The sequence below is a fragment of the Deltaproteobacteria bacterium genome, assembly GCA_016709225.1.
In the GTDB taxonomy this organism is placed as follows: Bacteria; Myxococcota_A; Polyangia; order Nannocystales; family Nannocystaceae; genus Xiheibacterium; species Xiheibacterium phototrophicum.
The window spans coordinates 843,035-857,160 of sequence record JADJEE010000001.1 but is presented as its reverse complement, the minus strand read 5'-3'; the positions used below and the strand labels follow the sequence as shown (position 1 = coordinate 857,160).

9 protein-coding genes are annotated in these 14,126 nt (G+C 71.5%); 3 read left to right on the top strand and 6 right to left on the bottom strand.

Annotated elements, in window-relative coordinates; genetic code table 11:
- The first annotated feature begins 44 nt into the window (after window positions 1-44).
- Window positions 45-830: a hypothetical protein gene (locus tag IPH07_03630; GenBank protein ID MBK6916472.1), complete on the top strand. Its 786-nt coding sequence runs from the start codon at window positions 45-47 to the stop codon at window positions 828-830.
- A 65-nt stretch (window positions 831-895) separates the two neighbouring features.
- Here the strand turns inward: IPH07_03630 and IPH07_03625 are convergent, their stop codons facing one another.
- The 6 genes from IPH07_03625 to IPH07_03600 all read right to left on the bottom strand — a co-directional run bounded on the left by IPH07_03625 (window position 896) and on the right by IPH07_03600 (window position 11,100).
- Complete coding sequence (locus IPH07_03625) at window positions 896-3,388, bottom strand: PBP1A family penicillin-binding protein (GenBank protein MBK6916471.1); 2,493 nt, start codon at window positions 3,386-3,388, stop codon at window positions 896-898.
- 50 nt (window positions 3,389-3,438) lie between these two features.
- The gene (locus IPH07_03620; protein ID MBK6916470.1) at window positions 3,439-4,926 is read right to left on the bottom strand and encodes a hypothetical protein; all 1,488 of its coding nucleotides are present in this window, start codon (window positions 4,924-4,926) and stop codon (window positions 3,439-3,441) included.
- A complete protein-coding gene (locus tag IPH07_03615; protein MBK6916469.1) occupies window positions 4,920-7,310 on the bottom strand; it encodes a transglycosylase domain-containing protein in 2,391 nt (796 codons plus the stop codon). Before IPH07_03615 ends, IPH07_03620 begins: the two co-directional genes overlap by 7 nt.
- A gap of 186 nt (window positions 7,311-7,496) precedes the next feature.
- Window positions 7,497-8,018, bottom strand: a complete 522-nt coding sequence (locus IPH07_03610; GenBank protein MBK6916468.1) for a hypothetical protein — start codon at window positions 8,016-8,018, stop codon at window positions 7,497-7,499.
- Window positions 8,015-8,698, bottom strand: a complete 684-nt coding sequence (locus tag IPH07_03605) for a hypothetical protein (GenBank protein ID MBK6916467.1) — start codon at window positions 8,696-8,698, stop codon at window positions 8,015-8,017. Before IPH07_03605 ends, IPH07_03610 begins: the two co-directional genes overlap by 4 nt.
- Window positions 8,695-11,100: a sigma-70 family RNA polymerase sigma factor gene (locus tag IPH07_03600; GenBank protein MBK6916466.1), complete on the bottom strand. Its 2,406-nt coding sequence runs from the start codon at window positions 11,098-11,100 to the stop codon at window positions 8,695-8,697. The genes IPH07_03605 and IPH07_03600 overlap by 4 nt, the downstream gene beginning before the upstream one ends.
- Here IPH07_03600 and IPH07_03595 point away from each other — a divergent pair.
- Together IPH07_03595 and IPH07_03590 are read left to right on the top strand one after the other, a co-directional pair.
- Window positions 11,023-12,543 carry a hypothetical protein gene (locus IPH07_03595; protein ID MBK6916465.1) on the top strand — a complete coding sequence of 507 codons (1,521 nt, stop codon included), beginning with the start codon at window positions 11,023-11,025 and terminating at the stop codon, window positions 12,541-12,543. The two genes, IPH07_03600 and IPH07_03595, sit on opposite strands and share 78 nt — an antisense overlap.
- Window positions 12,540-14,120: a hypothetical protein gene (locus IPH07_03590; protein ID MBK6916464.1), complete on the top strand. Its 1,581-nt coding sequence runs from the start codon at window positions 12,540-12,542 to the stop codon at window positions 14,118-14,120. Before IPH07_03595 ends, IPH07_03590 begins: the two co-directional genes overlap by 4 nt.
- Window positions 14,121-14,126 lie beyond the last annotated feature (6 nt).

The following is a 14,126-nucleotide window of genomic DNA, read 5'->3' as shown; positions in this document are numbered from 1 at the left end:
CTGCCCCCACCCTCTGATAGTGTCGTGCTCGGTCTCGTCCCCCCATGCGCACGACCTCTCGACTCGTTGGTTTTTTCCTGGCGTGTGCTGGTCTGACGATGACCGGCTGCGACGCACTCGATCCCGGTGGCGCGCTGCTGTACGTCTTCTCGACGCACCACGCGACGCCCGAGAACGGCTCGTTCCCCAACCGCGGCGACGACGAAGCGCCGCGCGTGTTCGAGAACGACAACGGCTGGGAGGTGACGCTGCTCGAGTCGTACATCACGATCGAAGCCGTCACGATCGTCACCTGCGGTGGCCGTGAGCTGCCACTGCAGATGTTCTGGGGCCCGTGCCCAGAGGACCTGCGCGCCGAGGATCTCGAGACCCTCACGGTCGCAGGCCGCGAGCTCGAGCCCGGAGACTATTGCCAGCTCATCGTCGACTACGGTCGCTACCACATGCCCGTGATCGAGCCCGGCAAGGAAGACACGCGCCACGACATCCCCGAGAACAGCGCCGTCGATGGCGCGACCGTGTATTTCTCGGGCGGCGCGCGACTCGACGCGGGCGACGACGCCGTGCCGTTCCAGCTGCGCGGTACCGCGGAGCAGCGCATCGTGCTCGACCTGCAGACGGTGGACGGCGGAGGCCCGTTCCACGTCGCGCGCCACGAAGACTTCCCGAAGGAGCTGACGATCTCGAAGACCTACGATCGGTTCTTCGACGGCGTCGACTTCACCGACTTCGACGCCAGCGCGCTCGAGGCCGAGTTCGAGGACGTGCTCGCCGAACAGACCCGCGTGCAGGTCGGGACGCTCGTGCAGATCGATCCCAGCGACGGCTGAGCTGTCGCAGCCCGCGCGACTGGTCCGCCGCGAACGCCGAGCGCCGCGCTGGCGCGGTGGCGACGTCAGTCTGGGTTCTCGAGCACCGACGGCAGCTCGCGCTTGCGGGTGCCACCGGAGGGTGGTGACGGTGCGCTCGGCGTCGGATCCTGCGCCTGCGTGGGTGCGGGGGTCGTGCCGGGGTCGTCGTCGTAGAGGCCCAGCAGGACGTCGCCGCTGGGCTTGACCCCCGCGTCGACCTCGTCGACCGGCTCGGTGCCGACCAGGAAGTACTCGTCGAGGGTCTTGAGCTCGGCGGCCTCGGGCGGTGCGAGCAGGCCGGTGGCGGCGTCGATGCGCCGCACCGACACCGACGACGGCGGCACGAAGTCGAGCGCCGGCCCCTGCTCGGCGCCGCGGACCGCGGCGACCCACAGCGGCACGGCTGCCTTGCCGCCAGTCTCCGAGCGGCCCATCGAGCGCGGGCGGTCGAAGCCCACCCACGCGACCGCAACCGTGCGTGGCGTGAAGCCGGCGAACCACGCGTCGTGGTGCTCCGCCGAGGTCCCGGTCTTACCCGCCACCGGGCGGCCGAGCGCCTTGGCGTCGGTGGCGGTGCCGCTTCGCACCACCTGCGTCATCATGCTGGTCAACACGAACGCGACGTCTTCGCCGATGACCTGCTGCGGCGCCGGGTTGTAGTCCACGCGCCGCCCGTCGGCGAGCACCACGTGCTGGATCGTCCGCGGCTGCAGGAGGCTGCCGCGGCGCGCAATGGTCAGGTACGCCCCCGTCAGCTCGAGCGGCGTGACCTCACCGGTGCCGAGCGCAATGGACAGATCGCTGGGTTGGCGCGAGTGGATCCCGAGCGTACGGGCAAAGTCCTGCACCGCGGCCACGCCGAGACGGTCGGCGAGCTTGATCGCGATGGTGTTGATCGAGCGCGCCAGCGCCTCTCGCAGGCGAACGTCACCGCGGTACACGTCCGCCTCGAAGTTGGTGGGCCGCCACTTCTCGTAGATCTCGGGCGAGTCCGACACCAGCGACGCCGCCGTGAACTGTCGGCTGTGGATCGCGGCGCCGTAGACGAAGGGCTTGAAGGTCGAGCCCGGCTGCCGCATCGCTCGCGTCGCGCGGTTGAAGCCCCCGGCGGCGTAGTGCGAGCCGCCGATCATCGCGAGCACGTCGCCGCTGTCGGCGTCCGCGACCACTACTGAGGCCTCGGGCCCCGCGTCGACCTCGGCCACCGCCCAGCCCGCGGGCGCGCCGGTATCCGGCGCCCCGGCGGCCGCGACCACGCGGACCTCGAGCACCGCACCCACCGGGAACTGCTCGCGCGGCGGCACGTCGTCCTCGGCGTACCGCGAGCCCGCCGGCACCCGCACCCATACCGGGTGCTCGCCGATCGTCGCGGCGAAGCCCCTCTCCGGCACCGGCACCGCCGCGTCGGGCTGCACGACGGCGGCGGTGTAGATCTCACCGACGGCGATCGGCGCATCGCCGTGCAGCAGCGCCTGCGCGCGCACCTTCGCCTTCGCGGCGGCGAGCTTGTGGCCGTAGCCCTGGCGCAGATCGATCGCGCGCAGCTGCTCGCGCACGGCCTCGCGCGCGGCCAGCTGCAGCGGCAGCGAGACCGTGGTCGTGACCTGCGCGCCGAGGTACGGCACCGCGTCCACGCCGAACTCGAGCTCCAGCTGCGCCCGCGCCTCCTCGACGAACTCCTCGGCGCCGGCGTGGATCGTCGGTCGCTCGTGCTCCTGGGCGAGCGACGCCGACAGCGGCGCATCGATGAATGGCTGCACCTGCTCGGCGGTCGCGAAGCCGTGCTGCGCCATCTGCTGCAGCACCCAGACCTGCCGTCGCTTGGAGTGCTCGGGGCTCCGCAGCGGTGAGTCGCGCCCCGGCGCCTTGGGCAGCGTGGCGAGCAGCGCGGCCTGCCCCAGGTCGATGTCCGCGACCGACTTGCCGAAGTAGAACCGTGCCGCCTCCTCGATGCCGTAGCGACCGTGCCCGAGATAGATCTCGTTGAGGTAGAGCGAGAGGATCTCGCGCTTGGTGAACGCCTGCTCGACACGGCGGGCCAGCACCAGTTCCTGCACCTTGCGCTCGAGCGTGCGCTCGGCGGACAGCAAGAAGATCTTCACCACCTGCTGCGTGATCGTCGACGCGCCCTGCTTCACCTCGCCGGCGCGGAGGTTGACGACCAGCGCGCGCACCATCCCGAGGACATCCATGCCCTCGTGCCTGTAGAAGTCGGCATCCTCGGCCGCCAGGAACGCATTCTCGACGTGGCTGGGTATGTCCTCGTAGCGCACCACCGTGCGACGCTCGCTGTAGATCTCGCCGATGACCTCGCCGTCCCGGCTGAGGATGCGGGTGACCTGCGGCGGGTGGTGGTTGCGGAGCTTGGCCTCGTCGAAGCCCTCGAGGTCGCGCGCATACCACCAGAAGACGCCGGCGATCGTCGCCACGCCGGCGACGGCGAGCAACAGCATCACCACCGCAAAGATCGCGATGATCTTGCCGATCGCCGAGGGCGGGCGGGTCTGTCGTGGCGGTGCCGTGCCGCCATCGTACAACGGGAGCTGCTGCGGGACCCGCCCGTCGGCGCAATCCGGAGGTCGCCGCGCTACCACGGAACCCGGCCCCCCACGCCGGCGAGCACGAGACCGGCGCCGCTGGGCAGCACGCCGCGTGCCGATGCGAGGCGCGGATCGCTGCGGATCGCGAAGGTCCAGCCGGCCGCGATCTCGACGTCGATCCAGCGCAGCACCGGCACCCGCAGCTCGAGCTGCGCGAGCGTGCCGGCGGCGCGCGGCTCGAAGCCGTGGTGCGTGCCGCGATGGGCGAAGCGGGCGAACACCGCCACCTGCGGCACGTCGACGCCCACCACCAGCGTCGCGGTGTGTCCCAGCGGCCCCGGCCGCATGCGGTACTCGAACGAAGCGGTGGCGCCGGCGGTGTGGCCCACGTGCAGGCGACCCATGCCGCCGACGCCGGCGGGCACATGGTCCCGCAACCAGCTCGGCTTCGGCGCGCGCGGATCGGCGGCATCGTCGGGCACACCCGCGCGGGTGCCGAGCATGGGCGCCGACCAGCGCTGTGCGCCGTAGAACACGTCGTAGTACGCGGGATCGTAGCCCCGCGTTCCCGCGGTGAGCTCGGTGGTGGCCCCCAGGGTCCACTGACGGCGCGCACCGAGCCGCCCCTGCGCGGTCGCTCCGAGGTGGAGGCCGCGTCCGATGTCGCCGATCTGATCGAGGTCGAGGTACGGCCCCGCGCGCCAACGCCAGCGATCGGTCGCCAGGTACTCGAACTCGATCGACCCCGCCGCGATGCCGCGTGCCCCCGACGTCTGCAGCCGATTGCCGCGTGCGGACACGTAGGCGATCGGATCCGCGGCGTCGACGGCGAGCAGACGCGGCGCGGTCGGGTCGCCGACCACGGTCGCGCCGATGCCCGCACCGGCCCACGACGCGGCCACGCGCCCGCCGAGGATCTGCGAGCCGGCCACGTCGCCGGCGAGCACCTCCACGCTGCTGTGGGCCGGTTGGCCCAGCAGTGTGCCGCGCAAGCCGAAGGTCCCCAGCAGGCCGGTCCTCCGGCGGTCGAGGTCGAGACCATTGGCCCACCCCCGCACCAGGCTGCCGTGCCCGAGCGTCACGTCGCGCTGCTCCCCCAGCGTGAGCTCCACGTGCGCGTTGGCCCGGCGCGCCAGTGGTCGATCGAGGCGCACCTCGAGGCTGCGCAGCACCGCGAAGTAGTCACCGACCTCGTCCCAGTCGCGCAACCGCAGCACGCCGCGATCCGCGGGGGCGCGATCGGCCATGCGCAGCCGCAGCGGGGCCGCGAAGGCGATCTTGACCGGTGCGATCGCACGCAGGTCGAGCGCCACCGCCGGCTCGATCTTCGCGATCGGGTCGTCGGCCACGAAGCCGAACCCCAGCGACAGCCGTGCGCTCCCGTGCACGCGTCGCTTCGATGGAGGCCGCAGCGCATCCGCGGCGTCGATGACGTGCTCGCCGCCCATGCGCGCCCGCACGCGCGGATCGCTGGCGGCGCGGGTGCCCGCCGGTGCCGCGGCGGCGAGCACCGCGAGCATGCACCACGTCACCATGTCTCGCCGTCCGCGCCGTCGTCCATCGCGGGCCGACCCGGCGCGTCACCCTCCTCGACCTGGGCGCCCTCGCGCTCGCTCGCGCGTCGCAGCTCCAGCTCGCGCATCGCCTCGGCATCGACCTCCGCGACTTCGTCGTCGAGCGTCGTCGCCGTCGTCGGGGCACCCGCCATCAGCCCGCTGAGCGCACGCTGGCCGCCCTGCGCCGACATCAAGGCGTCGATCTCTGCCAGGCACGCACCCTCGCTGCCGCGTTCGCCGACATCGAACTCGAGCGGGACCTCCCGCCACAGCTCGTACTCGACGTCGTCGAGGCGACCCCGCTCGTGCATGATCGAGAGGATGCGCGCGAGCTTGACCTGCATCGACGGGGTCGGCGCGCCGCGGCACCAGCTGACGTGACGCCGCACGGGGCTCGGCAACATCAACGCGAGGTAGGCCGCCTCGGGGGGCGTGAGTTCGTCGGGGTACTTGCCGAAGTAGTGACGCGCGGCCCTCGTGACCCCGTAGATGCCCGGCCCGAACTCGATCACGTTGAGATAGATCTCCATGATCCGCTCCTTGCTGAGCGTGCGCTCCACGTACCAGGTGAGGAACAGCTCCTGGAGCTTGCGCGACAGCGTGCGCTGGTGCGACAGCAGCACGTTCTTCACCATCTGCATCGTGATCGTCGATGCGCCGAGGCGAACCTCGTCGGCCGCGAAGTTGCGCTGCATCGCGGTGCGGAACTGCGACGGCAGGAAGCCCTTGTGACGCCAGAAGCCGCCGTCCTCGGTGGTCAGGACGGCTTTGACCATGTACGGCGAGATCTGCTGCAGCGGGGTGAAGGACCCCGAGTGGGCGAACAGCTGCACCGTGCGTTGACGACCGTCGCGCATGGTCACGCGATGGGTGAAGCCCCCCGCGAGGCGCTCGGGCGACGCGTCGGCGGGGGCCTGCCGCACCTCGCAATGGTCGATGCCCACGTCGGCCGCGAGCACGAGCCGGTCGAGATCGGCGAAGTCGGCGTCGAAGTCGAAGTCGAGCTCGAACTCTCCGTCGAGGAGGAAGCCCTGCAGACTCGGGATCAGCTGCGGCGGGATCGCATCGAGCACGTTCTGACACGGCACCGGCGGAATCGTGGCGTGCAGGCGGTAGCGTCGGTGTCGGCGCTCTGGCGGATGCTGCAGCTCGCCCTCGACCTCCATGCGAATGCCGGAGCGCTCGATGGTCGCGCGCTCGAGGCGGACCCGATACGCCTGAGGGTCGAGCTCGGCGGCGAACTCGACGTCGACGCCGATGTCCCGCACAGGCTCCTTCGCGAGCACCGGGTGGTCGACGGTCAACCCGGCCAGCGACACGTCGCCTTCGACCCGCGCGACACCGCCGCCGAACGCGACCGCGAGGTGACCACCCACACTCGCGCGGGCCGAGTCGACCAACGGCAGTCGACGCAGCACCTCGGGCACTCGGCCGAGCTCGAACTCCGCCATGTCGACGCGCAGACGGCCGGCGGACAGATCCCGACGCACGCTGCCGCCGACCGACCACAGGCGGGGACCGTCGCCGCTGTGGTCGCCGCGATCGCTGAACCCGCCATCGAGCGCCACCGTGATCTCGCTGGCGTGGCGATCCGAGAGCTCGACCCAGCCATCCACGTCGGCGACGGCGATCTCGTCGGTGACAGCGCTGCCGAAGTCCGAGAGATCGACCCGCAACGGAAACTGCAGCATCAGCCCATCGTCGCTGCGGGTGGCCTCGAGCTGCGCGTGCAGCTTCGCCGCCGTCACCAGCGGTTGGTCGCGCAGCTCGACGCGGAGGTCCGCCAGGGTGACGTCGGCCGCCAGCGCGTGGGGATCGAGGTCCGCGGAGACGCGTGACTCCAGGTGGCGTACACGCGCATCGGGCTGTTCGTCGCCGACCACCAGCCAGAGCTCGTCGAGTGTGACGTGCGACGGCGACAGCCGAAGCCGCCCGGACCCACCAGCCCCATCACCGCTCCGCTCGCTCCGGACCCGCGAGGCCAGCTCCTCGAGCTGCGCCCGGCTGCCATCCACGCGACCACCCCGCACGGCCACCCTTTGCACGACCACGCGCGCGTCCCACCACGCCGAGGCGTCGAGGCCGACCTCGACGAGATCGAGACGCACGAGCGGCGCATCGGCCTCGCCGATGACGACGTCGTGCAGCACGACCTGCTCCAGCCCCAGGTCGATCGACGCGATCGCAACCGGCAGGTCGAGGCGCTTCGCGATCTTCGCTTCGACTTGCTCGCGGACTAGATCGCGCCCCCACCACGGCGACGACACCGCGACGATGACGAGCGCCACCAGCCACACCGCGAGGGCCGACACCAGCCACACCCAGGTGCGCGACGGTGGCTTCGGAGCCGGAGATCGCCGCATGACGTGCCTTCGCGCTCGCCTAGGGTAGCCTACTGCCCGGCGACACCCGACTCCAATCGACGGCCGGGCGGCCCCTGAAAGTCCCCGCGACCGCTGCGGGCGCCGTCCGCGACCCTTGAACGCGAGAACGGGGCGACCCCGCCACCGCGGCATCGCCCCGTCCTTTGGAGGTCCGGAGGTCGGAACTCAGCTCGCGCGTCCGCACTGGATTGCGAAGAAGAGCTTGCCGCTGCGACCGCCATCCGTGTACGAGCCGGCGCCGATCATCAGCAAGCCGTTGTCTTCGATGCTGTAGTCAGTCGACAGCAGCGACTTCGTCGCGTCACGGTTGGAAAGATCCGCGTGCAGCTTCAACCGGGTCTCGTCGCCACCGAGCAGCGTCAAGCCGAGCCGATGACCGCTGGAGAAGGTCGACTCCGACTTGGTGTCGAGGCTCAGCTTGAGCGCCTTGCCCTCCAAGAGATGGAAGCCCTTGTACACCGCGAACTCGTCCTCCTGCAGGGTCGAGCGCAGCGCCTCGAGCTCCTTCGGGATCACGCCCGAGCCCTCCTTGGTCAGCAACACCAGCTTGGTGTCGCAGGTGGCCTTGGCGACCGCTGCCTCGGCGGTCGCCGGCGTCAGTACCACCGCGCCGAGGGCGAGGGGTGCTGCGATCAGCCCAGCGAGCATCGAGGCGAGCAGGCGAGGATGGTTTCTGCGGTGCGTCATAGCGAGCGCTCACTCTTCTGCGATTCGTCCTCTTCGACGTAGAGGACCGTGACCGTGCCGGTGTGCGAGATCCGGCCTTGCTTGCCGCCGAACTCGATGCCGTGGATCTCGGCATCGGCCGGACGGGGCGCGGGCAGCTCGGATGCACCGGCGCCGGTGGGCGGCGGTGCCCCCTGCGGCTTCTCGGCCAGCAGCGGTGCCTCGGCGTGGGGAGCTGGGGTCGCTGGCCCCGGTACCGAAGGCTCCGGCAATGACGCCACCTCGGGCGCTTGATTCACCTTCGGCGCGCCACCCCAGTTCAGAGCCACCACTGCGACCGCGGCGGCCCCCGCCGCTGCGAGCAACGGCATGCGGAAGGGCTTCAACACGGCCGCCATGCGGGCCCAGAACGACGCCGGCGCCGCGGCGGGAGTCTTGGCGCCGCGGGCGTCCCGCTCGATCTCGCGATCGATCTCGTCCCAGATCTGCTCGAAGCGCGCACGCGGGACCTCGAGCGCCCGCATCTCCAAGCTGCGGTTGACGAGGTTTCGCATCGTGCCCATCGCCGCGATGTGACCGCGGAGCTCGGCGTCGCGCTCGACGGCAGCCGCCATCTCGGCGGCCTCGGGGCCGTCGAGCTCGCCATCGAAGTACGCCTGGAGGCGGGCGGCGTTCCCCGGGAGTTCGGTTTCGTCCATCATGGCAGTGCAGCTTCGGCTTCGGGTGGGAGGTCTCCGACGCCTTCGTCGGTGGGCTCGGGCAGGTGTTCGAGGCGCTGGCGGAGCAGCTTCTGCATGTTGCGTCGCGCGTGGAAGAGGCGGCTCATGATGGTGCCCTTGGAGCAGTTCATGGCCTTCGCCATGTCGGCGTACGACAGCCCCTGGAGTTCTCGCATCACGATCACCGCCCGGTGCTTGTCGCTGAGGTACTTCAGGCTGTCTTCGACGGCGGCGAGTATCTCCTTGTTCTCTACGGCCTCACCTGGATTGGCCATGATGGAGGCAGGCAGCGCTTCGGCGGGCGACGTGTCCTGCTCTCCGTCGTGGCGGAGCTTGTCGTCGAACTCCACGTCCTTCTTCCGGGTATTGCGACGGATGTGGTCGATGCAGAGGTTGGCGACGATGCGGTACAGCCAGGTGTAGAAGCTCGACTGCCCTTCGAAGTTGGGCAGGTAGCGGTGGACCTTGATGAAGGCCTCTTGCACCACGTCGAGCGCATCTTCCTGGTTGCGAAGGAATCCATAGGCGACGGCGAAGACCTTGCGCTCGTAGCGCTCGTAGAGCGCCTGGAAGGCTCGCCGATCCCCGCCCTTGCAGGCTTCGACCAACTGGTGGTCGTCGGCGTCGGTGAGCTCCACGAAAGATCCGTCCTCTGACGGCACGAGAAGCCGCCTATTCAGCAACGGGGCCGTCGGGGCTCTCGCGACCGTGCTTCCCGGCCGCGGAAATCGCCCATGACGGGGCTGCGCTCGCCGGTTATACCTTCGACCGAGGCCCGCTGTGCAGCCCCTGTTCCGTCCAGGTGTGCAATCTTGAGTCGTGGGCGCATCCTCGAGGGTCTGCTCCGCGCGGCGCGTCGGGCGATCTGGCGCCGGGCCGCGCTCGAAGCGGGCGTTGCGGGGCTGCTCGCCGCCATCGCCCTCGCGCTGGCGGCCGCCATCGGAGCCGGCCTCAGCCTCCGTGGCGACCTGGCCGCCCAGGCCCTGGGGGCGGCGATCGGCGCGACGGGACTGGCGCTGGCCATCCAGGCGGCGCGCGCCGCCCACCGGCGCGCGCGGACGTTGCGGGACGTGGCCGTCGAGATCGCCCAGGGCGTCGGCCCCCTTGCCGCCGGGCTCGACGCCGGCGACCGCCGACTCCGCCACGAGATCATCGGTGCGCTGGACCTCCGCGAAGGGCGTGGTCGGGTGGGCTCCCCGCGGCTGCGCGACCGCTACGTCGAGGAGGTGGAGGCTCGCATCGAGCAGCGCGGCGTCGGCCCGGCGCGGGCCGTCCGCCCCATGCGCTGGCGCGGCCTCGTGTTCGCGGCGGTGGTGCTCATGGCCGCCGCCGCGGGCCTCGGTCGCACCGATGCGTTCATGACCGGGTGGCCGCTGCTGTGGGCGCGGACCGACGGCCGCCCGCCGCCGCCACCGGAGCCGGTGTGGTCTTCGTTGACCCTGGGCCTGACGTACCCGGAGCACACGTCGCGGCCGCCGCGGACGATTCCCAACCCCAGCGGCGCGCTGCGGGTGCCAGCCGGCACCCGCGTGGACATCCAGCTGCTGCCCCGCGTGGCTGCGCGCGAAGGCACCGTCGTCGTGGCCTACGATCCGACGGAGCTCAGCAACGCGCCACCGGTGGAGCGAGTTGCGATCGAGCCGGACGCCGACGGCAGCTGGCGGGCCAGCTTCACGGCGCGGGGTGCCGGCAGCTGGACGGTGGTGCTCGTCGACGACGGCGCGGAGCACCGATCGGCGGCGCTGCCCGTCGAGATCGAGCCCGATCGGGCGCCCGAGCTCGAGGTCTCGCCGCCGCCCGCGGGGGAGCACGTGGTGGGCGACGACGCGCGGGTGACGGTGCGCTGGCACGCGCGCGACGACTTCGGCCTCGCGGGGGTCGAGCTGGTGTACCAGCTGCCGGACGGCAGCACACACCGCCTGCCGCGGCAGCAGCCCGCCGGGGCCCCGCGCAGCTGGCGGGATCACACCGACTGGGACATCGCGAGCATCCCCATCGACGCGCGCAGCGAGGTGCTCTACTGGCTCGAGGCGATCGACAACGATCCCGGGCTCGGCCTCGATCCCCTGCCCGACCCACCTGGCAAGCGCACGCGCTCGGCGACCCTGAGGCTGTCGGTCGAGGACGAGCAGGCCGAGCACGCCGAGAACATCGCGAGCCTCCGCGAGCTTCGCGACGCCGCGGTCGACGTGCTTGCCGAACGCATGTTGTCGACTGCGTTCTCGGACACGGCCGCGGCGACGACCGCGACCCGGGCCGGCATGGCGCGCGCGCTGCACTTGCACGTCGAGGAGCTGCTGGCACGCATGGCCGCGACGGTCGATGCGCTGTCGCTCGATGCGCTCACGCAGGACGGGGACGCCGAGGCGTTGGCGGGGATCCATCGCCGGCTGCTGGCCGAGCACAAGGCCGAAGGCAAGCTGCAGGCCGAGCTGGCGCCGGGCACCGAGTTCGCCGAGCCTGCCGTGGCGGCCGCGGTGCTGCTGCGCATGCGGCCGGTCGACGCGCGCATCCAGACCGCGTTCGAGGACGAGATCATCCGGCTCGACGACCTCGTCGACGGCATGCTGATCGAGCAGCTGGAGGCCCTCGCCGCCCGACTCGAGGCGACCCAGCGCAAGCTGGTGGAGCTGCTGGAGGCGCTCAAGGCCGGTGACGAGAGCGTGCGTTCGCAGATCGAGCAGCTCGAGCAGCGCCGTCGCGAGGACCTCCGCAAGCTGTCGGAGATCCGCGCGCAGCTGCGCGAGGAGATGGGCGAGGAGTTCATGAACGTCGACGCGTTCGAGATCCTCGAGCGCATGGCGGCCGACGAGGAGCTGCAGGCGATGCTCCAGCGCGGCGAGATCGACCGCGCCCTCGAGCGGGCCCGCGGCGAGCTCGACGAGGTCTCGCGCATGCGCGACGAGGTGCAGCAACAGGCCGGTGAAGGCGGCGCCGCCAACCCGCTCTCGGAAGCCGAGCGGCAGCGCATCGCGCTGTTGCGCGAGCTCGGGCGGCTGCAGGACGAAGAGGGCTCGCTCCGGGCCTCGACCAGCGAGCTGCAGCGACAGTGGCGTGAGCAGGTCGCGGGCCGTGAGGCCGGCGCCGACCGGGCGCAGGCCGCCGGCGAGAAAGCGAAGGCGCTGCGGGAGCAGCTCGAGGCCATCAACGATGCCCGACTCGGACGCGATGCCCGCCGCGGGCTCGACGATGCCCGCGCGGCGCTCGATCGGCTCGAGCAGCTCGCCGAGCGCGAGGACGCCAAGGCGCTCGATCTGGCCGAAGCGGCCGACGCCGCGCAAGACGGCATCGAGCGCGCGCTCTCGGGTGCGGAGCGTCGTGAAGCCGAAGGCAAGGCGCTCGAGCGCGCACAAGCCCGCGCCGAGGCTCTGCGCGAGCGTCTCGGCGGGGCGCTGCCGTCGCCCGGCGAGGTGCTGCCCGAGACGTCGCGCCAGCAGTTCGACGAGCTCGAGCAGCGGCAGAACGGACTACGCAAGCGCGCCAGTGAGCTGCTGTCGGGGCCGCTCGGCGACCTGCTGCCGCCGGCGGGGCGCGCGGGCATGCGACGCGCCGACGGTGGCATGAACCGCAGCGAGCGCGCGCTCGATCGTACGGTCCCGCGCGATGCGATCGGTGGTCAGTCGCAGGCCTGGCAAGGCATCCAAGAGGCCATCGACAGCCTGCGGCAGGGCTCGCCGCCACCCCCCGCGGGCGCCAGCGGCGACGCGTCGACCGAGGCCGATCGCGACCGCTCGCTGCGCGACGAGCTGATGGACGCGATGCGCGAGGACGCCCCACCGGGTTTCGTCGACCCCGTGCGCCGCTACTACGAGGAGCTGCTGCGATGAACCGCCCCCTGCGATGGCTCCGGACCGCGGCTTCGCTGACGCTGCTGCTGCTCGCGCCGCTCGGCAACAACACCGCGCGCGCCGACGATGCGCTCGGCGAGGTCGACGTCGCGCTGTCGCGGTGGGACGTGCCCGGCGCCAAGCGGGCCCTCGCAGACGCCGAAGAGAGCCCCGCGAGGTCGGTGAAGGCCGGCGTGGTCGCGATCTACGAGGGGCGGTACGCCGAGGCCGAGGCGCTCATCGCCGACGCCGTCGCGACCGGCTCGCTGGACGGCAGCGACGCGCTTTCGGAGGAGGCGCGGCACTACCTCGCACTGGCGCGGGGGGCCCAGAAGGCGCTCGCCGCATCGATCACCGTGACCAGCGACGACGGTGCGGTGCAGGCGGTGTTCGCCCACGAGAAGGACGCGATGCTGGCACCCTACCTGTTTGCCGCGATGGCACAGGCCCGCGAGGTGCTCGGCCGCGAGCTCGGGGTCGTGCCCGATCACACCGTGCGCTTCGAGTTCCTCGACGATCCGGTGAAGCTCGCGATGGTGACACCGCTGACGGTCGCCAACATCCGCACGACCGGCACCGTCGGCGTGACCAAGCACCGCCGCGTCGTGATGATCACGCCGCGCGTGATGGTCCACGGCTACGGCTGGCTCGACACTGCGGTGCACGAGTACGTGCACTACCTGCTCACGCTACGCACCGGCAACCTCGCGCCGGTGTGGCTGCAGGAGGGGCTCGCGAAGCTGTACGAGACCCGCTGGCGTCGCACCGATTCCGAGCCCCTCGATCCCGCGCTCGCCTATCGCCTCCACCAGGCCATCGTCCGCGACGACCTGGTGACGCTCGAGGAGATGTATCCCTCGGTCGCGATGCTGCCCAGCGCCGAGCTGGCCGCGCTTGCGTACGCCGAGGTGGAGACCATGCTGGGCCTGCTCCGCGAGCGCCGGGGGGCCGCCGGCATCGCGGCGCTGCTGGATCGCGTCGAGGCGGGCGACGACGCCAAGACCGCGCTGGCGACTGCTTGGGGCGAGGACTTCGAGGATTTCTACGCCGAGTGGAAGCGCGTCACCAAGACCCGCACCGCCAAGAGCCGCGACGGCAAGCTGAGCGTGCCGAAGTTCGGCGACGGCGAGGAGGCGACGCCCGAGCTCGGCGACGTGTTCTCGGCGCTCGGCGGAGGTGAGGCGCGGCAGCACGCGCGACTGGGAGCGCTGCTGCAAGAGCGCAAGCATCTCGAGGCGGCCGCGCTGCAGTACGAGAAGGCCCGCAAGGCCGATGTCCGCGCGCGCAAGGACCCGGCGCTGTCACGGCGACTCGGTCAGCTCTACGTCGAGCTGGAGCGCTTCGCGGATGCCGTGCCGCTGCTGACGATCGCGGCCGAGGACGCACCCGACGACGCCAACCTCGCGGCCGCGCAGACCCGCGCGCTGCTGCGGGCGGGCGACCTCGAGGCCGCTGCGGCCGCGGCCGAGCGGGTCATCCGCAACAACCCGTTCGTACCGACGGTGCACTGCGACCTCGCCGAGATCGACCGCGACCCCGCGGTCGTGAGCCGCGAGCGCGCGCTGTGCCGCCGCTAGCGGGCG